A 26,110-nucleotide genomic window follows, 5' to 3' on the forward strand; every position below is an offset into this window, starting at 1 on the left:
GGCCCCGGGACAGCGTTATTCCGGTCTCTGGAACAGCTGCAGGACTTGCCGGCCCGGTTCTCCGGGCTGCCCGAAGTAGCGCGCGTACAGCGCCTGTCCGGCTTCGTTGCGCTGCACGCGGCTCAGGGCACGGTCCACGGCCAGTTGCCAGTCGGCATCACCGCGCGCCAGTGGCAGGGCCACCGGCAGCACCTCGAAGAGCTTCTCGGGGATCACCAGCTCCCGGCCATGCTCGCTTTCAGCCTGATAGTTGAGCAGTACCAGACGGTCGGCGAAGAAGGCATCGACCTGCCCCTGCGCCACCATGGCTAGCCCCTCGGCATTGCTCTGCACCTCGCGTAGCTCAGACTGCAGTCCCAGCGCACGGATCCGCGCCCGGGCCCAGTCGAGGCTGACGCTGTCCTTGAGCACCGCGAAGCTATGGCGGTTGAGCCCCTGCCGCAGCGTGGCGCGCCATACCGGGCCGCGCTCCTGCGTACCTTCAAGCAGCGGCGCCAGCAGGCTGGCCGGTGCATCGCGGCGGACCACCACGCCCAGGCCGGCGGCAAAGTAGGGCAGGGAGAAACTCACCTGCTCGCGGCGCGTCAGGGTGTCGCCCACCGCGCTGCACACCGTATCGACCTTGCCGCTGGCCACGGCGGGGAACATTTCGCCCACCGTCAGCGCCTGATAACGGAGTTTGAGGTCGGGCAGGCCGAGGTCCTGGCGCAGTTGAGCGGCCAGCAGATTGCAAAGCTCGATGGCGTAACCGGCTGGCTGTTCGGCTGTGCCGGCGGAGAAGGGCGCGTCGCCGGGAACGAAGCCAAAGGTCAGGGTCTGGCTGGCGCGGACGCGTTGCAGGGTGTCGTCGGCATAGGCTGGCAGCAGCGCTGCTGCCAGCAGAAGTGCGGTGGCGCCACGCAGGAGAGGCTGGAAGGCGATCATTGGGCGCGCTCCTAGGACGATTGCAGGGTATCCAGTTCGGCGATCAGGCGTTTGGCGATGATGCCGAACAGCAGGTAGCCGACCACCATCACCAGCGCCGCGCCGAACACCGCCTCCAGGCCCGAGGCGTACAGGGCGTAGAAGCAGTAGAACATGCCGATCAGCAGGATCAGGCTGTTGCGGCGGAAGGTGGGGAGATCCACCCCGGCCTTGTACATGATCACCAGCAGGCCCGACAGCGCGGTGACGTAGGGGATCAGGTTGCTCACCGCCGCCAGATTGACCAGCTTGCCGAACTGCTCGCTGACGTTGGGCGAGATGGTCGACAGGGCGATCAGGCTCTGCATCAGGGCGCAGCAGATCAGCCCCAGCAGCGGCGCGTCGAAGCGGTTGAGGCGGGCGAAGAAGCGCGGGAACAGGCCCTGATCGGCTGTGACCTTGGCGGTCTGCGCCAGGGTGAACTGCCAGCCCAGCAGCGAGCCGACGCAGGCCAGCACGGCCAGGCCCATGACGATGTCGCCGATGCCGTCGTTGAACATCTGTGCGTAGACCAGGGCGAAGGGCGCGCTGGAGTTGGCCAGTTCGGCGTTGGGCACGATGCCCTGGATCACGCTGGTCGACAGCACGTAGACCACGGCGGCACCGAGGGTGCCGAGCAGGCAGGCCAGCGGCACGTTGCGCTTGGGGTTGTCCACGGCATCGGAGTTCTGCGCCGCCGACTCCATGCCGAGGAAGGCCCAGAGGGTCAGTGGGATGCTCTGGGTGATGGCGTCGCTGACCTTCAGCTCGTTGGGGTTCCAGGCGGCGGCGAACACGGCGGGATCAAACCAGAACCAGCCGATCACACAGAGGCCGGCCACGGGGATGATGATGCCCCAGACGGTGATCGAGCCCAGCCGGCCGGTCAGGCTGGGGCCGCCGAAGTTGGCCACCGTGGTCAGCCAGATCATGCACAGGGTGCCGGCGAACAGCGGCATGGAGCCTTCGCCCAGCCAGGGCACGAAGGGCGTCAGGTAGCCGACGGCGGCGATGCTGATGGCCACGTTGCTGACCACCAGCGAGAGGAAATACAGGTAGGAGCAGAGGAAGAAGGCCGACTTGCCGTGGGCTTCCTCGCTGTAGGCCGACATACCGCCGGACTTGTTGCAGTAGATGCCGCACTGGGCAAAGCACCAGGCGATGGCCATGGAGCCGATGGCGGTGACGATCCACGACAGCAGCGACACGGCGCCGAGCTGGGCCATGCTCGAGGGCAGCAGGATGATGCCCGAGCCCATCATGTTGACTGTGACCAGGGTGGTCAGGCCGATCAGTCCCATCTTCTTGTTATCAGCCATGTTGGCTTCCTTCCAGGGCAGACAAGGCAAAGGCCCGGAGGCAAACCTGCGGGCCTTTGTATAGCGGCGACCTGTTAACGGTAGGTCAGTCCGGGTTTTTGCGTGCTGATGCGGGTGCCGGCGGTGCCTTTGACGATGGCCTCGATGTCCGGCAGCGAGCCGATCACCGCGACCTTGCCGGTATTGCGGGCGAACTCGCAGGCAGCCTGCACCTTGGGACCCATGGAACCTGCGGCAAAACCCAGACGCTCCAGCTCATCGGGGTGGGCTTCGGCGATGGCCTTCTGGGTCGGTTTGCCCCAGTCGATGTAGGCGGCATCCACGTCGGTGGCGATTACCAGCAGGTCGGCTTCCAGTTCGGTGGCGAGGAAGGCCGAGCAGAGGTCCTTGTCGATCACCGCCTCAACGCCGACCAGCTTGCCGTCCTTGTACATGGTGGGGATGCCACCACCGCCGGCGGCGATGACAATGGTGCCTTTCTCCAGCAGCCATTTCAGCGGGCGGATCTCGAAGATGCGCTTGGGCCGGGGGCTGGCCACCACGCGGCGGAACTTGTCGCCGTCGGGGGCGATGGTCCAGCCCTTTTCGGCGGCCAGGCGCTCGGCTTCGGCCTTGGGATAGACCGGGCCGATCGGCTTGGTCATGTGCTGGAAGGCCGGGTCCGTCGGGTCGACTTCCACCTGGGTGAGCAGGGTGGCGAAAGGCACCTCGAACGGCAGCAGGTTGCCCAGCTCCTGTTCGATCATGTAGCCGATCATGCCTTCGGTTTCGGCGCCCAGCACATCCAGCGGATAGGGGTTGGCCGGGTCGTAGGCGTTGCCCTGCAGGGCCAGCAGGCCGACCTGCGGGCCGTTGCCGTGGGCCACTACCAGCTCGTTGCCGGACGCCACCTTGGCGATCTGCTCGCAGGCGATGCGCACGTTGTCGCGCTGGTTTTCTGCGGTCATGGCTTCGCCGCGACGAAGCAGGGCGTTGCCGCCCAAAGCGATCACGAGTCGCATGTTGATCTCCTGAATCAAAACGGGTGGAGAAGCGCTTTACGCTTTTCCACCCAGATGAATTTCTGTGCGAGGCGTTGGCTGTACCTCCGCCTCGCTGGCAACGGCGGTTACACGTTGCCGAGGGTGGCGACCATCACCGCTTTAATGGTGTGCATGCGGTTTTCCGCCTGCTCGAACGCGATACAGGCCGGCGACTCGAACACTTCTTCGGTCACTTCGATGCCGCCCGCCAGATGCGGGTACTGCTCGGCAATCTGCTTGCCCACCTTGGTGTCGGTGTTGTGGAAGGCCGGCAGACAGTGCATGAACTTGGTCCGCGGCGTGCCGGAGGCCTTCATCATCTCGGCGTTGACCTGATACGGCAGCAGCAGCTTGATGCGCTCGCCCCAGGCCTCGACCGGCTCGCCCATGGAGACCCAGACGTCGGTGTGGATGAAGTCCACGCCCTTGACGGCTTCTTTCGGGTCTTCGGTGAGGGTGATGCGCGCGCCGCTTTCGGCGGCGAAGGCCTTGCACTGGGCGACGAAATCATCGTGCGGCCAGAGGGCTTTCGGACCGGCGATGCGCACATCCATACCCAGCTTGGCGCCGACCAGCAGCAGCGAGTTGCCCATGTTGTTGCGGGCGTCACCCAAGTAGGCGTAGCTGATGTCGTGCAGCGGTTTGTCGCTGTTTTCCAGCATGGTCAGCACGTCGGCCAGCATCTGGGTCGGGTGGTATTCGTCGGTCAGGCCGTTGAACACCGGTACGCCGGCGAACTTGGCCAGCTCCTCGACGATCTCCTGCTTGAAGCCGCGGTACTCGATGGCGTCGTACATGCGGCCGAGCACGCGGGCGGTGTCCTTCATGGTCTCCTTGTGGCCGATCTGCGAGGAGGTCGGATCGATATAGGTGACGTTGGCGCCCTGGTCATAGGAGGCCACTTCGAAGGCGCAGCGGGTACGGGTCGAGGTCTTTTCGAAGATCAGGGCGATGTTCTTGCCCTTGAGGTGCTGGACCTCGGTGCCGCTGTACTTGGCGCGCTTGAGGTCGCGGGACAGGTCCAGCAGGAATTTCAGCTCGCGGGTGCTGTGGTGCATCAGGCTGAGCAGGTTGCGGTTGTGCATGTTGAAAGCCATGACAGTTTTCCTCTTGAGAAATACGGGTCGTACCGGCGCCACTTAGGCTCCGGCGGAAAGCGGCGACCGGGTAGGCCGCCGCCGGGGCGGTTAGTAATCGATCGGGTCGCGGATAATCGGGCAGGTCATGCAGTGGCCGCCGCCGCGGCCGCGGCCGAGTTCGCTGGCACTGATGGTCACCACCTCGACACCGGCCTTGCGCAGCAGGGTGTTGGTGTAGGTGTTGCGGTCGTAGCCGACCACCACGCCCGGCTCCAGGCAGACCACGTTGTTGCCGTCATCCCACTGCTCGCGCTCGGCCTCGAAGCTGTCGCCGCCGGTTTCCACCACGCGCAGCTTCTTCAGGTTGAGCGATTCGGCGACCACGTTGATGAAGGATTTCTCCTCGCGGCGCACGTCGATGCCGCCCGGCTTGCTTTCGTCCGGACGCAACACGAAGGGCACAATGTTGTAGGCCACTTCCGGGAAGACGGTGACCAGATCGCGGTCGCAGAAGCTGAACACGGTATCCAGGTGCATGGCCGCGCGGGATTTGCCCAGGCCGGCCACCACCACCTTGTCGGCGGCGCCCTTGTCGAACAGGGCCTTGGCCACCTGACCGATGGCCTGGTGCGAGCTGCGTTCGCCCATGCCGATCAGCACGGTGCCGTTGCCGATCGGCATCACGTCGCCGCCTTCCAGGGTGGCGGAACCGTGATCCTGGTCCGGGTCGCCGTACCAGATTTCGAACTCTTCGTTGATGAAGTCCGGGTGGAATTTGTAGATAGCGGTGGTCAGCAGGGTTTCCTGACGACGGGCCGGCCAGTACATGGGGTTCAGGGTGACGCCGCCGTAGATCCAGCAGGTGGTGTCACGGGTGAACTGGGTGTTGGGCAGCGGCGGGAAGAGGAAGCTGGATTCACCCTGGTAGGCGCAGAACATCTTCGCCACCTCGGATTCCTTGTACTTGACCAGATCGGCTCCGGACACGCCGCCGATGAGGAACTCAGCGATGCGCCGCGATTCCAGGCTCTCGATGAAGCTGCGCACTTCGCTCTGCAGGCCGAGACCGACACTGTTGGCGGTGATCTTGCGGTCGAGAATCCACTTCAGGGCTTCAGGGTTCTTGATCGTTTCTTCCAGTAGGTTGTGCATCTCCACCACGTCGATGCCGCGTTCGCGCATCTTGGTCATGAAGTCGAAGTGGTCGCGCTTGGCCTGGGACACCCAGATCACGTCGTCGAACAGCAGTTCGTCGCAGTTGTTCGGGGTCAGGCGCAGATGCGCCAGGCCCGGCGAGCAGACCATCACCTTGTGCAGTTTGCCGGCTTCGGAATGCACGCCGAGTTTCTTCTTGCTCATTTTCGAACTCCTTCTCTTAGAGGCTGAGGAAGCCAGCGTAGAGAGCGTAGGCGGCAATGCCGGCGCCGATCAGTACGCCGATGAAAATCACTTTCTCGATGTTGGTGAACACCGCCTGGCCCAGCTCGCGCTTGGCCTTGGCGAACAGGATGGCGCCCGGTGCGTAGAGCAGCGCGGACAGCAGCAGGTACTGCACGCCCGCGGCGTACACCAGCCAGACGGCATAGAGGGTGGCAACCAAGGCGATGAACAGGTCCTTGTTACGTTGACCGGCATCGCCTTCATAAGTTTCGCCACGCACAGCCAGCAGCAGGGCATAGGCACCGGACCAGAAGTACGGCACCAGAATCATCGAGGTGGCCAGGTACAGCAGGCTCAGGTAGGTCGAGCTGTTGAACAGGGTGATGATCAGGAACAGCTGGATCAGGCCGTTGGTCAGCCACAGTGCATTGGCCGGCACATGGTTGGCGTTCTCCTTGCGCAGGAACTCCGGCATGGTGTGGTCCTTGGCCGAGGAGAAAATGATCTCCGCGCACAGCAGGGTCCACGACAGCAGGGCTCCGGCCAGCGACACCAGCAGACCGATGCTGATCAGTTGGGCGCCCCACGGGCCGACCACCTGTTCCAGCACGGCAGCCATCGACGGGTTCTTCAGGCCGGCCAGCTGGGCCTGAGCCATGATGCCCTGCGACAGCACGTTGACCAGAACCAGCAGCAACAGCACGCCGATGAAACCGATCACGGTGGCCTTGCCCACATCACTGCGCTTCTCGGCGCGGGCGGAGAAGATGCTGGCGCCTTCGATGCCGATGAACACCCAGACGGTGACCAGCATCATGTTGCGCACCTGATCCATCACGCTGCCCAGCTCGGTGTTGCCCGCGCCCCAGAAGTCGCTGGTGAACACGTCCATCTTGAAGGCGATGGCGGCAATCACGATGAACAGCGCCAGCGGCAGCATCTTGGCGATGGTGGTGATGGTGTTGATAAAGGCGGCTTCCTTGATGCCACGCAGCACCAGGAAGTGCAGTAGCCACAGCAGCACCGAGGCGCAGATGATGGCTGCCGGGGTGTTGCCTTCGCCGAACACCGGGAAGAAATAACCGAGGGTGGAGAACAGCAGCACCATGTAGCTGACGTTGCCGATCCAGGCGCTGATCCAGTAGCCCCAGGCCGAGGAGAAGCCCATGTAGTCGCCGAAACCGGCCTTGGCGTAGGCGTAGACCCCGCCGTCGAGTTCCGGCTTGCGGTTGGCCAGGGTCTGGAAGACGAAGGCCAGGGTCAGCATGCCCACGCCGGTGATCAGCCAGCCGATGAGGGTGGCGCCGGCGCTGGCGCTGGCGGCGATGTTCTGCGGCAGCGAGAAGATCCCGCCGCCCACCATGGAACCGACCACCAGCGCGATCAGCGCGCCGAGGCGGAGTTTATTGGTGGAGTCCGACATGTTGTTCCCCTTGGGTCGTGGGCGATGTTGTTATGGAACGCCGCAACGCGAGGGGGAGTGCTGACCTGAATCAAGAAGCGCCACTGCATTACCCCTAGGAACAAATCCTGTAACACGTTTACGGCGACTGAGCGTTTGCGGTCAGCGGGCTGACAACTTCCTGCACAAACGGTCAGGTCATGAACATAGCTCCAAAACTATGACGCTGCCATGTCAGAGCGCTGCGCCAGATCAAGGTTGCAGCAGATTGCCGGCCCGGTTGACGCTGGCCGTGGCCTGCGGCACCGTGCCGGCTGGCAAAAGGAAGCGCAGTCATGGCCCATATCCTCATCGTCGAAGACGAAGCGGCAATCGCCGATACCCTGATCTATGCCCTGCAGGGCGAGGGCTTCACGACCCGCTGGCTCACTCTGGCCGGCGAGGCGCTGGCGCTGCAGGCGCGTGAACCGGCCGATCTGTGGATTCTCGATGTGGGCCTGCCGGACATGAGCGGGTTCGAGGCGTGCAAGCAACTGCGCCGAAGCAGCGAGGTGCCGGTGCTGTTTCTTACCGCTCGCGACAGCGAGATCGACCGGGTGGTGGGGCTGGAGATCGGCGCCGACGATTACGTGAGCAAGCCGTTCAGCCCGCGCGAGGTGGCGGCGCGGGTCAAGGCCATCCTCAAACGCCTGCAGCCACGAGTGCCGCCAGCTGCCGAGCCGCCTGCGGCCGGGCCATTCCGTTTCGACGAGCTGCGTCAGCAGATCCACTATCACGGCCAGCTGTTGCCGCTGACTCGGCATGAACTCAAGTTGCTGGCGGTACTGCTGAGCCAGCCCGAGCGGGTTTTCTCCCGCGAGCAACTGCTCGATGCCACCGGGGTTTCTGCCGAGGCCGGTTATGAACGCACGGTGGACAGTCATATCCGCAGCCTGCGCGCCAAGCTGCGCGAGGTGCGCGCAGACAGCGAGGCGATCCAGACCCATCGCGGGCTGGGTTACAGCCTGAGGCTGCTGTGATGCCGCTCGGGGTTCGCATCTTTCTGGTGTATTTCCTGTTTGTCGGCTTGTCCGGCTGGTTCGTCATGAACACGGTGATGGACGAGATTCGCCCCGGTGTGCGCCAGTCCACCGAGGAAACCCTGGTGGATACGGCCAACCTGCTGGCCGAACTGCTGCGTGATGACCTGCGCAGCGGGCGCCTTGAGCAGAGCCGCTGGCAGGAGTTGTTCCGCGCCTATGGCCTGCGCCAGCCGCAGGCGCAGATCTGGGATGTGCAGAAGAACAGCGTCAGTCACCGCATCTATGTCACCGATTCGGCCGGACGCGTGCTGCTCGACTCCGGTGGCAAAGCGGTGGGGCAGGACTATTCGCGCTGGAACGATGTCTACCTGACCCTGCGCGGCCAGTACGGCGCGCGCTCCAGCCGCGAGGACGCTGCCGATCCGGAGTCTTCGGTGATGTACGTGGCTGCGCCGATCAAAGATCAGGGGCAGATCATCGGCGTGGTTTCGGTGAGCAAACCCAGCCGCACCCTGCAGCCCTATATCGAACGTTCGCAAACCCGGCTGGCCTGGATCGGTGCCGGCCTGATCGGCCTCGGCTTGCTGGTTGGTGCGCTGCTCTCCTGGTGGCTCAGCGCCTCGCTGCGCCGGCTGACCGATTATGCCCGTCAGGTGGCGGCCGGTGAGCGGGTCAGCCTGCCGGCACTGCGCGGTGGTGAGCTGGCGCAGCTGGGTCAGGCGCTGCAGCAGATGCGTGAGCAACTGGAGGGCAAGGCCTATGTCGAGCGCTATGTGCACACCCTGACCCATGAGCTGAAGAGCCCGCTGGCGGCCATTCGTGGCGCCGCCGAGTTGCTTGAGGGCGAGATGCCGGCGGAGCAGCGGGCGCGCTTTGTCGGCAATATCCAGAACGAAAGCGCGCGCCTGCAGCAACTGATCGAGCGCCTGTTGCACCTGGCGCTGGTCGAGCAGCGTCAGGGCCTGGAGGAGCGCGAGCCGGTGCCGCTGCGGGCGCTGTTCGAGGAGCTGCTGACCAGTCAGGCCGCCCGCATCACGGCCGGGCAGATCGAGGTCGAGAATCTGCTGGATGATGAACTGTGCGTTATCGGCGAGCGCTTTCTGCTGCAACAGGCGCTGGCCAACCTGCTCGACAATGCGGTGGACTTCACCCCTCCGGGTGGCTTGATCCGCTGCTCGGCCGAACGCGATGGCGAGTTACTGACCTTCTCCCTGTTCAATCAGGGGGAGCCCATCCCGGACTATGCCCTGCCGCGCCTGACCGAGCGTTTCTACTCCCTGCCGCGCCCGAGCAGCGGGCGCAAGAGCACCGGCCTGGGCCTGAACTTCGTTGAGGAGGTCGCGGCCCTGCATGGCGGCAGCCTAAAACTGGTCAATGTTCCGGGGGGTGTCGAGGCACGGCTGAGTCTGCCGTTGGAGGCTCCAGGCAAATGATCTGGCAGTACTACTTGAAGCAGGCAAGGGCTTGGCTCGGAGAACATTGGCCTTACTGTTTGGTATTAGGCTGTGGCGCTGCCCTTCTGCTGAAGGGGGCTGCAATCGGCTGGGGTTTTTCAAGTCGCCTGATGCATTCCGGACCAGGACAAGATTGGGGCATTCTCCCGCAGCGGGCACTGGGAGTAGTACTGATTGCGTTTGCCTGCACAAAAACACTACGCCGCCGACCCTGAACCAGTCATTCGGCCATTTGCGCAGTGTGCCGACTTGAACTGTTATTAGCCGGCGGGCGCATTTGTCGCAGGGTGCTGTCGGGCGTATCCATGCCAGACTTTTGCGACAGTGATGAACGTATGGTCGGTGGCGTTACTCACCGCTCTGCCCTGATTTGGTGCTTGGCCGGTCAGTTGCTTGGCAAGCGGGCCTTCTGCGCGGGGGCTGGCCGAGTTGGCAAAAAATCTGCAGTTCATATTGCGCTGCTAAACAACAAGAAAGCCCAGTAGTAGTGGGCACGGCCCAGGAGTTCTGCATGAAAAGCGTATCTGAGATCCTCAATAAGAAGGTGCTGCACACCAGTATCGTTAGTGTCACCCCGGAGACCAGTGTTTTAGAGGCCGTGACCATCATGGCCGACAGCGATATCAGCGCGCTGATGGTGATGTCGGGCGATACCGTCGAGGGCATCATCACCGAACGCGACTTTGTCCGCCGCGTTGCCCGTCTTGAGCGTTCGGCCTACGCCACTACCGTGGGTGAGGTGATGACCAGCAGCCTGATCACTGTAGGGCCCCAGGATCGCACCCGCTACTGCATGCAGCTGATGATCGAGCGCAACCTGCGCCACCTGCCGGTGTTGGATAACGGCAAGCTGGTCGGTCTTCTGTCCATCCGTGACCTGGTCAAGGATGTGGTGGCCGAGCAGGAAGGCCTGATCCAGCATCTGGAGCAGTACATCCGCGGCGAATAGCTGTAGTGGTGAACGGCTTCGCCGCTTCACCTGTTCTGCACAGAATCTCCATGCTCGCTGCATAAAGCCTGCACGCCCGGACTGCACGCTCTCCCTATCGGCCCTGGGGCCACCCACAAGGAGAGCGAAGATGAACCGAAACTTGGGCATCAAACTGGGCGCTGTCGGCCTGTTGATTCTGTTGCTGATGATTCCGCTGCTGATGATCGACGGCATGGTCAGCGAGCGGCAGCGCCTGCGCGAGGGGGTGCTGGAAGATATCGCCAGCAGTTCCAGCCGCGCACAGCAGATCACCGGGCCGATTCTGGTGGTGCCTTACCGCAAGACCGTGCGCGAGTGGAAAACCCACGAGAAGACTGGCCAGCGCTATCTGGAAGAGCGCGAATACCGCGACCGCCTGTATTTCCTCCCGGAACGTTTTGCCGTTGATGGTGCTGTCAGCAGCGAGGCCCGCAGCCGCGGTATCTACCAGGCGCGCCTGTACCACAGCGACAGCCAGGTCAGCGGGCATTTCCAGGTGCCGGCGCAGTACGGCATCAGTGAAGATTTTGCCGATTACCGCTTCGATCCGGCGTTCCTCAGCATTGGCATCAGCGATATCCGTGGCATCGAGAATGATCTGCGCCTGCGCCTGAACGGCGCCGAGTTGCCCTTTGCCGCCGGCACCGCCGACAACCTGCTGAGCAATGGCGTGCATGCCCCGCTGCCGGCGCTGGATGTGGCCAGCGGCCAGCGTCTGGACTTTGCCTTCCACCTCAAGCTGCAGGGCACCGGATCGCTGTCGGTGACTCCGGTGGGCCGCGATACGCAGGTGCAGCTGCGCTCCGACTGGCCGCATCCGAGCTTTGTCGGCGAGTTTCTGCCACAGCAGCGCGAGATCACCGCGCAAGGCTTCAGCGCACACTGGCAGACCAGCTTCTTCGCCACCAATCTGGAGGAAGTGCTGGCTGACTGCGTGAGCCGCGAACGCTGCCAGACCTTCGAACAGCGCTATTTCGGGGTCAGTTTTGTCGACCCGGTTGATCAGTACCTGAAGACCGAGCGGGCGATCAAATATGCCCTGCTTTTCATCGCCCTGACCTTCGCCGGCTTCTTCCTCTTCGAGGTACTCAAGCGTCTGGCGGTGCACCCGGTGCAGTACGGTCTGGTGGGGCTGGCGCTGGCGCTGTTCTACCTGCTGCTGTTGTCGCTCTCCGAGCACCTGCCGTTTGCCCTGGCCTATGGCCTGTCCTCGGGCGCCTGCGTGCTGCTGCTGGCCATTTATCTGAGTGCCGTGCTGCACAGTGCCCTGCGCGGCGGGCTGTTCGGCCTGGCTCTGAGCCTGCTCTACGCGCTGCTTTACGGCCTGCTCAGTGCCGAGGATTACGCCCTGCTGATGGGCTCGCTGCTGGTCTTTGCCTTGCTCGCCGGGGTGATGCTGCTGACCCGCAAGCTGGACTGGTACGCGCTGGGCAAGAGCCCGGCCTGATCCCCCTTTCACCTGTTGCGGGTGTGGCCGGCTGGCCACACCCCGGGAGCCTGTCATGTGGTTATTCCTGCGATTTTCCGCCTGTTATGCCCTGGCCCTGATTCTGGCGCTGGCGCTGCTGGTAACGCTGATGTTCTTCGCCCAGAACGACTGGATGCAGCTGCTGATTGGCAGCGGCAAGCCGCTTGCCCATCTGCTGCTGCAGGTTCTGCCCGAGGCCTTCTGGCACAGCCTGACCGGCCTGGAGGGGGCGGCCGGGCACCCCGCCGTGCGTTCGTTCCTGCAGCTGTGTGTGGCTCTGGCTCAGCTGGCGCTGTTGCCGGCGCTGGGCTTTTACCGCCTGTGGTACCGGGCATGAGCGGGCATATCGGTTTGCGCGAGGACGCACGGGTTGGTGCACGGTTGGCGGCGCGCATCGCCCGGCTGTTTGCCCCAAGGGTGCAAAGCCGTCCTCTGCCGGGGGTGAAGTCATGAGCCGGTTTGGCAGCGGATTGCAGGGGGCTTTTCTGGGACTGAATGCCGCCTACCTGCTGACATTGCTGCTCGGCGTCTGGCTGCGTGGCTGGCCGCTGAATCCGTTCTTCGCCGGCGTGGCTCTGCTGGGGCTGGGTTTGCAGCGGCTGAGTTGGCCACTGCTGCTGCCTTCCCGGCGCGGGGGCTACCGGGTGTCAGCGCTGATCACCGGATCGCTGGTGCTGCTGGCCTGGGGGTTGTATGGCTATTTCTGATCGCGGCAGGCGCCTGCTGCGCGGCATTGCACGGGGCCTGCTGTACAGCCTGCAGACGCTGCTCGCGCTGCTGCTGGTGTTCTATCTGCTGTTCAAGGGATTCGAGCGGGAGCATTTCCGTCAGGCGCTGCCGGCGCAGATCGAGCCGGCCGGGCTGATCCTGATCGATGGCATGAGCGGTTTCCGCGAAGGCTGTGGCGTGGCGGTCTGGCGCCTGAGCGAAAAAACGGCGGCCGGTTTGCAGCAGCAGGGTCTGGGTTATCTGCAGTCGGCGCGGCAGGCACGGGGCTATGCGGAGCCCTACTACCGCTACGGGCCCTGGCGGGCAACGCCGCTGTCCGAGGCGCAAAGTATGGATGGCTGGTTGCCGCTGGGTTGTGCCGATGCGCCGGCGGCATTGCAGGAGCAGATCCTGCGCGGAGCACAGGGCGGGCAGGGCTATTACAGCGAGAAGGACGAGGCTGTGCTGCTGGTGTTGCCTGCAGCGCGTCTGATTGTCTTTGCCTACAACGGCTGACGCTCTGCTGCGGGCGTTCCAGGCCGCGCTGGATTATCCTAGGCAGACCAGCTGGCCATTGGCCAGCGAATGATTCGGTACAGGACAACGGCGAAATGGCGCTCAAACGCATTCCGGTCAGCGAAGCGGCGGTGGGCATGTTTGTTCACGAGCTGTGCGGCTCGTGGATGGATCATCCCTTCTGGACGCCGCGCTTTCTGCTCAAGGACGAACGCGACCTCGGCCGCCTGCAGGGCAGCGCGGTGCGGGAGCTGTGGATCGACACCGACAAGGGGCTGGACGTCGAGGGCGGACAGAGTGTCGAGGAGGTCGAGGCCGATACAGAGGCGGTGCTGCTGGCGGCCGCCCAGCCGTTGCCGGCACCACCCAAGCCGGGGATGGACGAAGAAATCGGCCGTGCCCTGAAGTTTTGTGGCTATGCCCGCGAGCAGCTCGACGAACTGTTCGATACCGTGCGTCAGGGGGGCGCGCTGGACAAGACCGCAGCGCTGGAGCTGGTGGATGAGGTCAGCGCCTCGCTGGATCGCCATCCCCATGCCCTGATCAGTCTGGCGCGGCTGCGCACGGCCAGCGAGTACTCGGCCATGCATGCCCTGGCGGTGAGTGCGCTGATGGTGGCGCTGGCCCGTCAGCTCGGGCTGGCCGAGAAGCTGGTGCGCGAAGCCGGGCTGGCCGGCCTGCTGCACGACATCGGCGAGATCATCATGCCGCCGGAGCTGCTGAACAATCCGGGCAAGCTGAGCAAGATCGATATCAGCATGCTTCGCGATCATCCCCGTGCCGGGGTAGACCTGCTCAAACAGATGCCGGGTATCAGTGCCGCGGTGCTGGATGTCTGTCTGCACCACCACGAGCGTCAGGACGGCAGCGGCTATCCCGATGCGCTCAAGGGCGACAAGACCGGCCTGCTGGCCAAGATGTGTGCGGTGTGTGACGTGTATGACGCCATCAGCTCCGACCGCCCGTACCAGAAGGGCCTGGGACCGGCCGAGTCGATCCGCAAGATGGCCGAGTGGAGCAAACTGCAGTTTGACGAGCGTGTGTTTCAGGCCTTCGTCAAGGCGCTTGGCATCTACCCGGTGGGCTCGCTGGTGCGCCTGGAAAGCGGACGCCTGGCGGTGGTGCTGGAGCAGGACGAGCAGTCGCTGCTCACACCCAAGGTCAAGGTGTTCTTCTCCGCCCGCTCGAAGACCCCGCTGCCGCAGGTGGTGCTGGAGCTGGCCAAGCTGGGCGGGCAGGAGAAGATCGTCGGCCGCGAGTCGGTGGAGGAGTGGGGCTTCAACAACTTCGACGAGCTGTGGTCGGGTGAGCGCAAGGGCACTCTGTCGCTTTTCTCGTAATCGCCTTACCAGGCCGACTGTTGCTGACGGCGCTTCCAGCGCGCCAGGGCGTCGCTTAAGGCGTAGGCGCTGTCGAGGCCTTGGCGGCGGGCGCGGCTGAACAGGATCAGGGCCAGCTCGGCGGTGGCCAGAGCGTCGGCATAGGCATTATGCCGTTGCAGGTTGGCCAGGCCGAAGAAGCTCATCCAGTCGTCCAGGCCGCCTTTGCTCAGCCCGGCCTGCGGGCACAGCATCGGGGCCAGATCCGCCAGGTCGAGAAAGGGATGGCGCAGCTTGTAGTTGAATTCTTCCTTGAGTGCGCGGGCGAGCATCTGCTGGTCGAAGGGCGCATGGAAGGCCAGCAGCGGCCGCTCGCCCAGGTATTCCATGAAGGCCAGCAGGGCCTCGGCCGGTGTCAGTCCCGCCGCCAGTTCGCTGGGCGAGATGCCGTGCAGCAGCACGCTGTCGCCCAGGTGCTGCTGGTCGCGGTTGAGGGTGCAGGTAAAGCCATCGGCCAGGCCGATGCTGTTGCCCTCGATGGCAACGGCGCCGATCGACAGCAGCAGATCGCGCTGCAGGTTGAGCCCGGTGCTTTCCACATCCAGTACGACCCATTGCTGCTGGCTCAGTGGTTGCTGGCTCAGCTCGGCAGCGGCCGGCAGGGCCTGCAGACGGGCCATCAGGGCCCCGTCGGTCCGGGCCTTGCCCCAGGCAAACAGGCGCTTCATAGCTGGTAGCGCAGCGCCAGGCTGCTCTGCAGGCGCTGCGCCTGGCGGAAGGATTCACGCAGGATGCGGCGGTCGAGGTGGTTCAGTTCATCAGGATCGAGGCGATTGCTGAAGTCCTGCTCCGCACGCGCCTGCAACTGGTGCTGGTGCAGTCGGGTGAGCTGGATGAACTGGTAGGCCTCGTCGAAGGCCGCGCCATCCTGAGCGTCGATCACGCCGCGTTCGATCAGTCCGCGCAGTCGCTCCAGGGTGTTGCAGGCAGCTACGCCATGGCTCAGGGCGAGCAGGCGGGCACCGTCGACGAAGGGGGTCAGGCCCTGCACCTTGAGATCGAGGGTGTGCTTGGCCTCGCCATGCCTGGCCAGCGCGAAGTCACGCAGCAGGCCACCCAGTGGCGGCTTCTGGCGCAGTGCGCTCTCGGCCAGCAGACGCTGGAAGATGCTGTTGTCGGCGACCTCGGCGAGGATCTGCTGGCGCAGGGCTTCGGCACCGCTGTCGTCGCCCCAGACCGCGCGCAGGTCGAAATAGATGGTCGAGCCGAGCAGGCTGTCCGGGGTCGCCTCGCGGATAAAGGCGGAGAAGCGCCGCGACCATTCCTGGCGGGACAGACACAGCTGCGGATTGCTGGCCATGACATTGCCCTTGCACAGGCTGAAGCCACAGTCGGCCAGGGCCTGATTGATCCGTCCTGCCAGCGGTAGCAGGCGGGTGCGGATCTGTGCCGCCTCGGCGTCGTCTCTGGCGTCGAACAGCAGGCCGTTGTCCTGGTCGGTGTGCAGGGTCTGTTCGCCGCGTGCTTCGCTGCCGAACACCAGCCAGGTGAAGGGAATGCCGGGATCGCCGGCTTCCTCCAGCACCAGTTCGATGACCCGTTTGACCGTGTGGTCGTTGAGCAGGGTGATCAGGCGGGTGATCTGCATGGCGGTGGCGCCGTGCGCCAGCATGCGCTCGACCAGCTGACGGATGTCCTCGCGCAGAGCCGCCAGGGTTTCCAGGCGGCCGGCATGGCGGATGGTGCGGGCCAGGTGCACCAGATCGACACGCTGCAGGGAAAACAGGTCGCGCTCGGACAAGACCCCTGTCAGGCGGCCGTCACGTACAAGGCATATGTGCGCAATATGCCGCTCGGTCATCGCCAGAGCGGCGTCGAAGGCTGTGGCATCGGGCGGCAGGTGGAAGGGCGACTGGGTCATCAGTTCGGCGATTGGCCGGTCCAGTTCGCTTTGCTGGCCAGCATCGAGATTGGCGATCAGGCGGCGCAGGTCGCGCAGGGTGAAGATGCCGTGGGGACGCGCCTCGGCATCGACAATCACGATGCTGCCGACCTGCTGTTCGTGCATCAGTTTCACGGCCTGCCGCAGCGGCAGATCACCCTGGCAACTGATCGGCTGGCGCGGTGCCAGTTCGTCCAGACGGGCATCCAGCGAGTACTGAGCACCAAGATTCTCGGCGGCTCTCAGTTGTAGCTGTTGGTTGACTTGGTCGAGCAGGCCACTAACGCCTCGAAGCGCAAAATTACGAAATGGCACGGAGAGAGCAAAGAGACGGGCGAAGGCAGCTTTGTCGAGCTGCAGGAAGAAAGAGTCTTCTGCGGCGATGTGCGCGGTGCGCGTCGCCCGCTCACCAAGCAGGGCGGCCAGTGGGAAGCATTCGCCGGTGCTGATCTCGAAGGTGTTTTCCTCGGCGACACCCTGTTGCCGGGCGCCGACCACACGGCCCTGTTTGACGATATGGAAGTGGCTGACCGGGCCCTGCTCTGGGCTGACGATAACCTCGCCGGCGGCATGGAAAACCAGTCGGGCCTGTTCCAGCAAAAAAGCCAGGTGGGCAGTGTCCATCTGGTTGAAAGGGGGATATTTGCGCAGGAACTCCAGGTGACCCTGCAGATTCTGCTGCACGGCCAGTTTGCCGAGGGGGGAAGTCTGCGTCGCCATGCTCAAGGCCTCTTGCCGGTTCCTTCCAGCATCAACCGTGGCCTCTGAGAGTGCTATTGAACTTTGGTCGCAGGCTGATTCTGTCCGGCCCATAAATGAACAAGCCGCCCGTAGGCGGCCTGTCCAGTGGGGCGCGGTCAGGGCAGGGTGAACAGCACCTTGACCGCCGGAGTAACCGATGCGGCATCGACATAACCGATGGCATCGGCCTCGGCGCCGACCTTGGCAACCACGGCGGCATCATCGGCCACGGTGGGCAGCGGTTGGCCCTTGCCGGTGAAGACCAGCCCGGACCAGTAGGCCTTGAGCTGGGCTTCGTTCTTGCTGGTGACAGCGGTGTAGAACTTGTCCTTGGTCGGGGTCCAGTCCTTGATGTCGACGCCTTTGAGGGACTTGTCCTTACCCAGGAAGATGTTGGCCACATCGGCCTGGGAGGGCGCGGCGCTGGCGCCGGCATTGACGATCACGGCGACTTCCGCCTGGGCCAGCGAGGCGCAGCCCAGCAGAGCGAGAGCACTAAGCAGCTTGTTCATTCAGGCTCTCCTTAGAAAATGAAGTCGACGCCGACACTGATGATGTCGCCGTCGGGGGTGCCGTACGAGGTACCCAGCACTCCGTTGTTGAAGGCTTGCTGGGCATTGCCCTGGAATACGCCTACGGCATCTGGCCCTTGCGAGGTATCAACGCGTTTGTACTCACCCTTGAGCGTCACGGTCGGGCTGAAACTGTAGTTCAGGCCATAGGTCATCGAGACCTGACGGCCTGCAGGCTCATCCAGCTGGCCATAGGTGACGTGGGCCAGGTAGTCGCCAAAGCGGCGGCCGCCCATAACGTAAAAAGCGTTGGTTTCAGCTTCCTCGTTGTTTTCAATTTGCAGTTTCACCGCTTCAGCTGCGCTGACCCAGGTGCCATTGTCGTACTGGTGGCCAATGGAGCTGAACTTGCCTTTTTGGCCGTCCAGTTCAACGAGGGCCACGTTACGCTGCCCAAGGACCGGAATAGTTACCACATCATCCACCGTGATCTTCAGATCAGCTTCTGCGTAGCCAACGCGGAAGGTACCGAAATTATCGGTGGACAGTGCCAGGCTGGTGGCAAAGACATCGCGGTAGTCGATGTCATGCATGTCATCCAGAGCATATTGCTCACGGCCAATGGCGTTGCCGCCAGACAGCTGGAAGCTCATAGCACCCAGTGCGGTGCTGCGGTTGTAGAGGATGTCTGCCCCGTCATGGCTGGTCAGCTGCACCAGGCTGTAGACCTCTTCCGGCAGGCGCAGCCAAGGGTACGAGAAACCGACGTTGAGGGTTTCCGAGTACATATAGACCGGCGTGCCAATACGGCCGCCGCGCAGGGTCAGGTTATCGTTGGCCTGCCAGGCCAGATAGATATTGCCCGGGCCGACCTTCCAGCTGTCCTGCTGCGGTTTGCTCGCCAGTTGGCCGGTGAGGCTCAGGGTATCGGTAATGCCGTACTGGCCCTGAACGGCAAACTTGCTGAGTTGGTCGCCGCGCCAGCCATCGTTGGTCTGGCCCTGAATGCCGTAATCGAGGTCATCTTCACCGCCCAGGTGGGTGATGCCGACGGTGCCGAAGCCGTGGTAAACGAATTCGCCCTGCTCGACGGCATAGGCAGTGGAACTGGCCAGGGCAATGGCCAGGGGCAGCAGGTGGACTTTTCTCATCAGGAGTAGCTCCTTGTTTCTGGTTATTAAACGCGGAACTGGGCAGTTGCCGCGCGTAGCTGGTCGCCGGTACTGACCAGTTGTTCACCCAGGCGAGCTGTCGCTTCAGCGCCGCTGGCGGTGGCCTGGGCGTCGTGTTGCAGCACCTGGGTGTCTTCCTGGATGGAACTGGAAAGACCTATCTGTTCGTGGGTGTATTGGGCAATACCGGCGTTGAGTTCGTCAATTTGACGCACGGCCTGGGCGATGGCTGCCAGAACCTGTGTGGCCTCAACAGAGCGCTGGATGCTGGCCTGAGCCTTCTCACCGTTGGCGGTCATGACGTTCAGCACACCATTGGCGCTGTTCTGCAGGCGTTGAATGATTTGCTGGATCTCGGCGGTGGAGGCTGCGGTCTTCTGCGCCAGGTTGCGCACTTCATCAGCAACCACGGCAAACCCTCGGCCCTGTTCGCCGGCGCGGGCGGCTTCAATAGCAGCGTTGAGAGCCAGCAGGTTGGTCTGCTCGGCGATTGAACGGATCACAGTGAGTACCGAGCCGACCTGTTGAGTTTCTTCTTCCAGTTGTTCCATCGCCTGTACGGCGCCCATCACGCTGCTGCCCAGATCGCTGATGCTGGAGGACAGGCTGTCGATGTTCTGCCTGGCAGTTTCTGCCTGACGAGAGGCAGCGCCGGCTTCCTGCGAGGCTTGCTGGGAGCGCTGTGCCACTTCTTGGATGCTGCCGGTCATGGTCTGGATGTCGCGGCTGATGGAGTCGGTATGGCCTTGCTGCGAGCGCGCATTGTCTTCGGCGCCCTGAGTCAGGCGATACAGCTCCTGAGACATCTGCCCCAGCGGGCTGGCCGAGTCGATGATCTGGCGGATGGTGCTCTGCAGCTTGTCGAGAAAGCCGTTGAACAGCTCGATCATCGCGCCGATTTCGTCATTGGCGTCGACGTTGACACGTTGGGTCAGATCACCATCGCCGCGGGCGATACCTTTCAGTGAACGGATTACGCCGTACACGTTGCCCATGATGCCGCGGATGATGACGGTTGCACCAATGCTGACCAGCGCTACCAGCACCAGAGTCAGGCCAATCCCCACGCTGATGGTAGCGCGGTTGTCGGTGCGGATTTCTTCAAGCTGCTGCTGGAATTCCTCGTAAGCGTTAGTGCGGAACTCGCTGGCCAGCTTTTGCGCCTGTTGCAGATCGCTGCTCATGCGGTCGAGGTTAGGCCGCAGGTCATCAAAGGTAGCGCTGCCCTTGATCAGTCGTTCAGAGGAGTTCAAGGCATTACCGCTGTACTTTTCTACGGCGCTCTGCCATTGGCTGACCTGCGCATTCAGCTCTGGGTCATCCTGAGTCAAGCTGAGCATGGCCTGCTGCAGTGTGCTGATCTCCCCCAGGACAGAGCGTGCTTTATCCAGTTCGGCTACTTCACTGGCGGCGACGGCACCGTTGAGCAGGCCGGGCAGCAGAGAAAACTGAAAGATTGCTGCGTCGGCTTTCTCCAGAGTTGGATAGCTTCGACTTTCCAGCAACACCAGGCGCTCATCATTCGTCGAGAGTTGCTTGTAGGTGAAACCAACAAACAGCAGCAGGCCAATGATGGCAACAGCTGGCAGCAAGGCCAGTTTGAAGGTCAACGACATGTTCTTGAGCATCTGGGGCTCCCCTCAGGAGTACTGCTGTGGCGTCGATATAAATCGCGCTCACCTATTATTCAGGCGTCTATCCCGGACTTTTCCGCCGAGCCTTGGCTAGGCGGTTATCGGCATATTGTCTCTTTGCTATAGACCGATTTGGCGTGAATTGCACTTTTTTGAACGCAATTGCCCTCTGACGGTGCGCTGCTGACAGCAGCGACTAAGCTTGCCGCTACTGGAGTTGCCGACGATGGAGTGCGGCATGCGTGCAAGTGCTTGTCTTTTGCTGCTCATGTTTCAGCTGCCCGTGCTGTTCGCGGCCGAGCCGCTGGAGCAGGCCATGGACGAGTTGCAGCCCAGTTCTCTCTCGGTTGAGCGGCAGCGCGATGAGTTGCTGTGGTTTATCGAGGCCGCCCGACCCTTTCGGGGTATGACTGTGCGAGTGGTTTCGGAAAACATTCACACTCACTGGTACGAGGCAAACGTGCTGGCGCCGTTGTTCAGCCAGCTGACTGGCATCCGCGTGGTACACGAGATCACCGGCGAAGACGACGTGGTCAACAAGCTGCATACGCAGAGTGAGCTGGCATTACCCCTGTATGACGGCTATATCAGCGACAGCGATTTGATCGGCCAGCACTTTCGTGAAGGCAAGGTGCTCGCGTTGAGCGATTTCATGGCCGGGGAGGGCCGTTCAGTAACTCTGCCGACGCTCGACCTGAAGGATTTCCTTGGCCTTAACTTCACGACGGCCCCGGACGGCAAGCTGTACCAGCTCCCCGATCAGCAGTTCGCCAACCTGTATTGGTACCGGCATGACTGGTTTGCCCGCCCAGAGCTCAAAGAAGCATTTCGCCAGCACTACGGCTATGAGCTGGCGGTGCCGCAGAATTGGTCGGCCTACGAGGATATCGCGGAGTTTTTCAGTGAGCGGGTGCGTGAGATAGATGGGCAGCGAGTCTATGGCCACATGGACTATGGTGCCCATGACCCTTCGTTGGGCTGGCGATTGTCAGATGCATGGTTGGGTATGGCGGGTGTGGCTGACACTGGCTTGCCCAACGGTCTCCCAGTGGACGACTGGGGCATTCGGGTAGAGAACTGTCGTCCCGCCGGAGCCAGCTCTCGCCGTGGTGGTGCACTGGATAGTCCGGCAGCGGTGTATGCCCTGCAGACATACATTGATTGGCTGAAACGTTATGCGCCACCCGAGGCGCAGCAGATGACCTTCAACCAAGCTGGTAATGTGGCGGCGCAAGGCTACGTGGCGCAGCAGGTCTTCTGGTATACCGCCTTCACCGCCGACTACACCCGCCCTGGCAGCCCGATGCTGGACGAGCGCGGCTTGCCGCGTTGGCGAGTGGCCCCTTCGCCGCGAGGGGCTTACTGGCAGGATGGTATGAAGTCCGGTTATCAGGATGTGGGAGCCTGGACCTTTCTCAGGGGTACGCCGTTGCCGAGGCTCAAGGCTGCCTGGTTGTACGCTCAGTTCACCGTCTCAAAGAGCGTATCGCTCCGCAAGACGCTAGTTGGCCTGACGCCTATTCGGCAGTCAGACCTTGATACTCCCGCCATGCTGGAGGCGGCGCCCCGTTTAGGTGGACTGGTGGAGTTTTATCGTAGTCGTGCGGCCCGGCGTTGGACGCCGACGGGCGCCAATGTTCCGGATTACGCTGGTATGGCCAGCTTGTGGTGGCGCCACGCCTATCCGGCATTGGCTGGTCAAGTCAGTGCTCGTCAGGCGTTACAGCAGCTGGCGGAGGCTTTTGATCAGCATCTGGCGATGTTGGGGAGTCGTCAGCAGCATGCCTGCGCGCCACGGCTTAATGCTGAAGCCGGCGAGCAGCGCTGGCTGAATGCTCCTGGCGCGCCTTATCCAGCCTTGCCCGATGAGAAACCGCCTGGTCGTACGTTGCCGTATGAGGAGGCGCTACATGCCTGGGATTAGAGCTCTGTTGGCACTGTTGCTCGGTCTATGCGGTATTGCAGCGCAGGCCGAGGTGCGTCTTCTGGCCTGGGAGCGGCCACCCTTAAGTAGTGCCAGCGAAGCGGGTGCTACAGGGCTGGTGGTGGATCTGGCTGGGCAGATGTTCCGTCGTGCCAGCGTGGATTATCGGATTGTGTTTGTGCCCCTGCAGCGTGCGTTGATGGCTGCGCAACGGGATGTCGACAGTTGCGTGTTGTTGGTCGAGCGTCGGCAGGAGCGTGAATCCAGCTTTGCCTGGGTTGGCCCATTGTTGATCTCGCGCCTGGGGCTGTATGCCTTGCCGAGCAATGCTCTGCAGCTAGACAGCCTCGAGCAGGCGCGGGGCTTGCGCATCCTCAGCCATCAAGGCTCTGGCGGTGGTGAGTACCTGAAAGCACAAGGATTCCGTGTCGAGTTTTCCAATAAGGAAACGCTGAGCTACGCCATGTTGCAGGGGGGGCGAGCGCCATTGTGGGCGGCCAGCCCTTTGGTAGTGAATTCATTGGTGCGTAAAGGCGAGACTGCGCCACGCGAGGTTCTGCCCTTTCTGACCTTGATGGAGGACATGGCTTGTCATCCGCAGATGGATGCAGCGGTTTTATCCAGCCTACGGCAGGCGCTGATTGCCCTGTATGCGGAGGGCGAGGTGGCTCGTCTGTATGAGCGCTACGGGGTGAGCCTGGAGTAGGGCACGGTAGGCATAAAAAAACCGCCCCGGAGGGCGGTTTTTTCACAGCGGCGAATTACTGGGCGTTTTTGACCTTGAATTCGCGGCGGCGGCGGTGCAGAACCGGCTCGGTGTAGCCGTTCGGCTGCTTGGTGCCTTCGACCACCAGCTCCAGGGCAGCCTGGAAGGCGATGTTGTCGTCGAAGTTCGGCGCCAGCGGACGGTACAGCGGGTCGTTGGCGTTCTGACGGTCAACCACCGGCGCCATGCGCTTGAGGCTCTCGACGATCTGCGCTTCGGTAACGATGCCATGACGCAGCCAGTTGGCCAGCAGCTGGCTGGAGATGCGCAGGGTAGCGCGGTCTTCCATCAGGCCGACGTCGTTGATGTCCGGCACCTTGGAGCAACCCACGCCCTGGTCGATCCAGCGCACCACGTAACCGAGGATGCCCTGAGAGTTGTTGTCCAGTTCGTTCTGGATTTCCTCAGCGGACCAGTTGGTGTCCTTGGCCAGCGGGATGGTCAGGATATCGTCCACGGAGGCGCGCTCGCGCTTGGCCAGCTCGGCCTGGCGGGCGAACACGTCGACCTTGTGGTAGTGCAGGGCGTGCAGGGTGGCGGCGGTCGGCGACGGTACCCAGGCGGTGTTGGCACCGGCCATCGGGTGCATGATCTTCTGCTCAACCATGCCGGCCATCAGGTCGGGCATGGCCCACATGCCCTTACCGATCTGGGCACGACCCTGCAGGCCGGTGGCCAGGCCGATGTCGACGTTCCAGTTCTCGTAGGCGCTGATCCACTTCTCGGCCTTCATGGCGGCCTTGCGCACCATGGCGCCGGCTTCCATGGAAGTGTGGATTTCGTCACCGGTGCGGTCGAGGAAGCCGGTGTTGATGAACACTACGCGCTCGCTCGCGGCCTTGATGCAGGCTTTCAGGTTGACGGTGGTGCGGCGCTCTTCGTCCATGATGCCGACCTTGAGGGTGTTGCGGGCCATGCCCAGTACATCCTCGATACGGCCGAACAGCTCGGTGGTGAAGGCGACTTCTTCCGGGCCGTGCATCTTCGGCTTCACGATGTACACGGAGCCGGTGCGGGTGTTCTTGCGGGTGGTGTTGCCCTTCAGGTTGTGCAGGGCGATCAGGCTGGTCACCAGACCATCCATGATGCCTTCCGGCACTTCGAAGCCGTCTTTGTCGACGATCGCATCGATGGTCATCAGGTGGCCAACGTTACGCACGAACAGCAGGCTGCGACCATGCAGGGTCAGGGTGGAGCCGTCGATCTTGGTGTAGGTGCGGTCCGGGTTCATGGTGCGGGTGAAGGTGGTGCCGCCCTTGGCCACTTCTTCGGCCAGGTCGCCCTTCATCAGGCCGAGCCAGTTCTTGTAGACCACAACCTTGTCTTCGGCATCGACAGCGGCAACGGAGTCTTCGCAGTCCATGATGGTGGTCAGGGCGGCTTCCATCAGCACGTCCTTCACTCCGGCGGCATCGGTCTGGCCGACCGGGGTACTGGCGTCGATCTGGATTTCGAAGTGCAGGCCGTTGTGCTTGAGCAGCACGGCGGTCGGCGCCGCGGCATCGCCCTGGAAACCGATCAGCTGGGCGTCGTCGCGCAGGCCGGTGTTGCTGCCGCCTTTCAGGCTGACGACCAGCTTGCCGTCAACGATCTTGTAGGCGGTGGAGTCGACGTGGGAACCGGCAGCCAGCGGCGCGGCTTCGTCGAGGAAGGCGCGGGCGAAGGCGATGACCTTGTCGCCGCGGACCTTGTTGTAACCCTTGCCTTTCTCGGCGCCATTTTCTTCGCTGATTACGTCGGTGCCGTAGAGGGCATCGTACAGCGAGCCCCAGCGGGCGTTGGAGGCGTTCAGGGCGAAACGGGCGTTCATTACCGGCACTACCAGCTGCGGGCCGGCCATGCGGGCGATTTCTTCGTCGACGTTCTGGGTGGTGGCCTGGAAGTCAGCCGGCTCAGGCAGCAGGTAACCGATTTCCTGCAGGAAGGCCTTGTAGGCCACTGCGTCGTGGGCCTGGCCTTTGCGGGCCTGGTGCCAGGCATCGATCTTGGCCTGGATCTCGTCGCGCTTGGCCAGCAGAGCGCGGTTCTTCGGCGCCAGGTCATGGATGACCGCATCGGCACCGGCCCAGAACTGCTCGGCGCTGATGCCGGTTCCGGGAATGGCTTCGTTGTTGACGAAGTCCAACAGGACTTTGGCGACCTGCAGGCCACCGACTTGTACGCGCTCAGTCATTGCTTGCCTCAACTCTGTTACGGAACGGCTCTGGGCTTTGGACGGTTCGCAATACCCGGCGCCAGGGCCTTGTAGTGCGAGGCGGGGAATACTACAGGATGCTGCGGGAAAAATCAGGGGGCGGGCGTCTGCAAATGACTGCAAGGCGATTCCCGGTCATGCCTATACTCGCTGAATAGCCACAGGAGGTAGTTATGCCGGTACACCTTGCCAGTCTGAATGATCTGGATGAACTGACCCCGTTGTTTGCCGCCTATCTGGCGTTCTATGAGGTGCCGCGCAGCTTGCCCGAGGTGCGCGCCTTTCTGGCTCAGCGCCTCGATCAGAGCGACTCGGTGCTGCTGCTGGCGCGGGATGCTGCCGGCGAGGCGCAGGGTTTTATCCAGCTGTATCCCATCTTCAATTCGCTGGAGCTGCAGCCGTCCTACCTGCTCAATGACCTTTTCGTCAGCCCGCAGGCGCGCCGCCAGGGTATCGCCGAGGCACTGATGAATGCTGCTCGGGCGCATGCCGAGTCCACCGGCGCCTGTGGCTTGCAGCTGGAAACGGCGAAAACCAATCTGGTCGGGCAGGCACTGTACGAAAAGCTTGGCTACGTGCGTGACCAGGTGTTTTATACCTACTGGCTCAGCCTTAAGCCCTGAA

Annotated in this window: 23 protein-coding genes; 11 read left to right on the forward strand and 12 right to left on the reverse strand. The window is 62.9% G+C overall.

Going from position 1 to position 26,110, the window contains the following annotated elements; all coding sequences use genetic code 11:
* Positions 1 to 15 precede the first annotated feature (15 nt).
* The 6 genes from CK486_RS14535 to arcD all read right to left on the reverse strand — a co-directional run bounded on the left by CK486_RS14535 (position 16) and on the right by arcD (position 7,165).
* Positions 16 to 924 (reverse strand): amino acid ABC transporter substrate-binding protein, encoded by a 909-nt coding sequence (locus CK486_RS14535; protein ID WP_095941034.1) that lies wholly within the window; start codon positions 922 to 924, stop codon positions 16 to 18.
* Positions 925 to 935: 11 nt separating this feature from the next.
* On the reverse strand, positions 936 to 2,261 hold the full coding sequence (gene potE, locus CK486_RS14540) for a putrescine-ornithine antiporter (RefSeq protein ID WP_095941035.1): 1,326 nt from the start codon (positions 2,259 to 2,261) through the stop codon (positions 936 to 938).
* A gap of 74 nt (positions 2,262 to 2,335) precedes the next feature.
* Positions 2,336 to 3,262 (reverse strand): carbamate kinase, encoded by a 927-nt coding sequence (arcC, locus tag CK486_RS14545; RefSeq protein ID WP_095941036.1) that lies wholly within the window; start codon positions 3,260 to 3,262, stop codon positions 2,336 to 2,338.
* Positions 3,263 to 3,369: 107 nt separating this feature from the next.
* Positions 3,370 to 4,380 carry an ornithine carbamoyltransferase gene (locus tag CK486_RS14550; protein ID WP_076582431.1) on the reverse strand — a complete coding sequence of 337 codons (1,011 nt, stop codon included), beginning with the start codon at positions 4,378 to 4,380 and terminating at the stop codon, positions 3,370 to 3,372.
* A 90-nt stretch (positions 4,381 to 4,470) separates the two neighbouring features.
* Entirely contained in the window at positions 4,471 to 5,721 is a 1,251-nt protein-coding gene (gene arcA / locus CK486_RS14555; RefSeq protein WP_095941037.1) for an arginine deiminase, read from the reverse strand.
* A gap of 16 nt (positions 5,722 to 5,737) precedes the next feature.
* On the reverse strand, positions 5,738 to 7,165 hold the full coding sequence (gene arcD, locus CK486_RS14560) for an arginine-ornithine antiporter (protein ID WP_095941038.1): 1,428 nt from the start codon (positions 7,163 to 7,165) through the stop codon (positions 5,738 to 5,740).
* Between the two features lie 314 nt (positions 7,166 to 7,479).
* Here arcD and creB point away from each other — a divergent pair, with 314 nt between their 5' ends.
* The 8 genes from creB to CK486_RS14600 all read left to right on the forward strand — a co-directional run bounded on the left by creB (position 7,480) and on the right by CK486_RS14600 (position 14,622).
* Positions 7,480 to 8,163 carry a two-component system response regulator CreB gene (creB, locus tag CK486_RS14565; protein WP_095941039.1) on the forward strand — a complete coding sequence of 228 codons (684 nt, stop codon included), beginning with the start codon at positions 7,480 to 7,482 and terminating at the stop codon, positions 8,161 to 8,163.
* Entirely contained in the window at positions 8,163 to 9,599 is a 1,437-nt protein-coding gene (gene creC, locus CK486_RS14570; protein ID WP_095941040.1) for a two-component system sensor histidine kinase CreC, read from the forward strand. The genes creB and creC overlap by 1 nt, the downstream gene beginning before the upstream one ends.
* A 532-nt stretch (positions 9,600 to 10,131) precedes the next feature.
* Positions 10,132 to 10,569 carry a CBS domain-containing protein gene (locus CK486_RS14575; protein WP_095941041.1) on the forward strand — a complete coding sequence of 146 codons (438 nt, stop codon included), beginning with the start codon at positions 10,132 to 10,134 and terminating at the stop codon, positions 10,567 to 10,569.
* Positions 10,570 to 10,699: 130 nt separating this feature from the next.
* On the forward strand, positions 10,700 to 12,037 hold the full coding sequence (gene creD, locus CK486_RS14580) for a cell envelope integrity protein CreD (RefSeq protein WP_095941042.1): 1,338 nt from the start codon (positions 10,700 to 10,702) through the stop codon (positions 12,035 to 12,037).
* Positions 12,038 to 12,092: 55 nt separating this feature from the next.
* Positions 12,093 to 12,395, forward strand: a complete 303-nt coding sequence (locus CK486_RS14585; RefSeq protein ID WP_095941043.1) for a hypothetical protein — start codon at positions 12,093 to 12,095, stop codon at positions 12,393 to 12,395.
* 112 nt (positions 12,396 to 12,507) lie between these two features.
* A complete protein-coding gene (locus CK486_RS14590; protein WP_095941044.1) occupies positions 12,508 to 12,765 on the forward strand; it encodes a hypothetical protein in 258 nt (85 codons plus the stop codon).
* Positions 12,752 to 13,282, forward strand: a complete 531-nt coding sequence (locus CK486_RS14595; protein ID WP_095941045.1) for a hypothetical protein — start codon at positions 12,752 to 12,754, stop codon at positions 13,280 to 13,282. The genes CK486_RS14590 and CK486_RS14595 overlap by 14 nt, the downstream gene beginning before the upstream one ends.
* Positions 13,283 to 13,377: 95 nt before the next feature.
* Positions 13,378 to 14,622: an HD-GYP domain-containing protein gene (locus tag CK486_RS14600; RefSeq protein WP_095941046.1), complete on the forward strand. Its 1,245-nt coding sequence runs from the start codon at positions 13,378 to 13,380 to the stop codon at positions 14,620 to 14,622.
* Between the two features lie 5 nt (positions 14,623 to 14,627).
* Here the strand turns inward: CK486_RS14600 and CK486_RS14605 are convergent, their stop codons facing one another.
* The 5 genes from CK486_RS14605 to CK486_RS14625 all read right to left on the reverse strand — a co-directional run bounded on the left by CK486_RS14605 (position 14,628) and on the right by CK486_RS14625 (position 20,596).
* The gene (locus CK486_RS14605) at positions 14,628 to 15,329 is read right to left on the reverse strand and encodes a PolC-type DNA polymerase III (protein ID WP_095941047.1); all 702 of its coding nucleotides are present in this window, start codon (positions 15,327 to 15,329) and stop codon (positions 14,628 to 14,630) included.
* Entirely contained in the window at positions 15,326 to 17,263 is a 1,938-nt protein-coding gene (locus CK486_RS14610) for a DUF294 nucleotidyltransferase-like domain-containing protein (RefSeq protein ID WP_095941048.1), read from the reverse strand. The genes CK486_RS14605 and CK486_RS14610 overlap by 4 nt, the downstream gene beginning before the upstream one ends.
* Positions 17,264 to 17,400: 137 nt before the next feature.
* Positions 17,401 to 17,796 carry a phosphate ABC transporter substrate-binding protein gene (locus tag CK486_RS14615; RefSeq protein ID WP_095941049.1) on the reverse strand — a complete coding sequence of 132 codons (396 nt, stop codon included), beginning with the start codon at positions 17,794 to 17,796 and terminating at the stop codon, positions 17,401 to 17,403.
* 11 nt (positions 17,797 to 17,807) lie between these two features.
* Complete coding sequence (locus tag CK486_RS14620; protein WP_095941050.1) at positions 17,808 to 18,947, reverse strand: hypothetical protein; 1,140 nt, start codon at positions 18,945 to 18,947, stop codon at positions 17,808 to 17,810.
* 26 nt (positions 18,948 to 18,973) lie between these two features.
* Positions 18,974 to 20,596: a methyl-accepting chemotaxis protein gene (locus CK486_RS14625; RefSeq protein WP_095941051.1), complete on the reverse strand. Its 1,623-nt coding sequence runs from the start codon at positions 20,594 to 20,596 to the stop codon at positions 18,974 to 18,976.
* Between the two features lie 274 nt (positions 20,597 to 20,870).
* Between CK486_RS14625 and CK486_RS14630 the strand changes: the two genes are divergently transcribed.
* Together CK486_RS14630 and CK486_RS14635 are read left to right on the forward strand one after the other, a co-directional pair.
* Entirely contained in the window at positions 20,871 to 22,526 is a 1,656-nt protein-coding gene (locus CK486_RS14630; protein ID WP_095941126.1) for an ABC transporter substrate-binding protein, read from the forward strand.
* Positions 22,513 to 23,232 (forward strand): ABC transporter substrate-binding protein, encoded by a 720-nt coding sequence (locus CK486_RS14635; protein ID WP_176481721.1) that lies wholly within the window; start codon positions 22,513 to 22,515, stop codon positions 23,230 to 23,232. Before CK486_RS14630 ends, CK486_RS14635 begins: the two co-directional genes overlap by 14 nt.
* Positions 23,233 to 23,287: 55 nt before the next feature.
* Here the strand turns inward: CK486_RS14635 and CK486_RS14640 are convergent, their stop codons facing one another.
* Positions 23,288 to 25,465: a malate synthase G gene (locus CK486_RS14640; RefSeq protein ID WP_095941053.1), complete on the reverse strand. Its 2,178-nt coding sequence runs from the start codon at positions 25,463 to 25,465 to the stop codon at positions 23,288 to 23,290.
* Between the two features lie 194 nt (positions 25,466 to 25,659).
* Between CK486_RS14640 and CK486_RS14645 the strand changes: the two genes are divergently transcribed.
* Complete coding sequence (locus CK486_RS14645; protein ID WP_095941054.1) at positions 25,660 to 26,109, forward strand: N-acetyltransferase; 450 nt, start codon at positions 25,660 to 25,662, stop codon at positions 26,107 to 26,109.
* Position 26,110: the final 1 nt, after the last annotated feature.

The sequence above is a fragment of the Pseudomonas sp. HAR-UPW-AIA-41 genome (genome assembly GCF_002304225.1).
In the GTDB taxonomy this organism is placed as follows: domain Bacteria; phylum Pseudomonadota; class Gammaproteobacteria; order Pseudomonadales; family Pseudomonadaceae; genus Aquipseudomonas.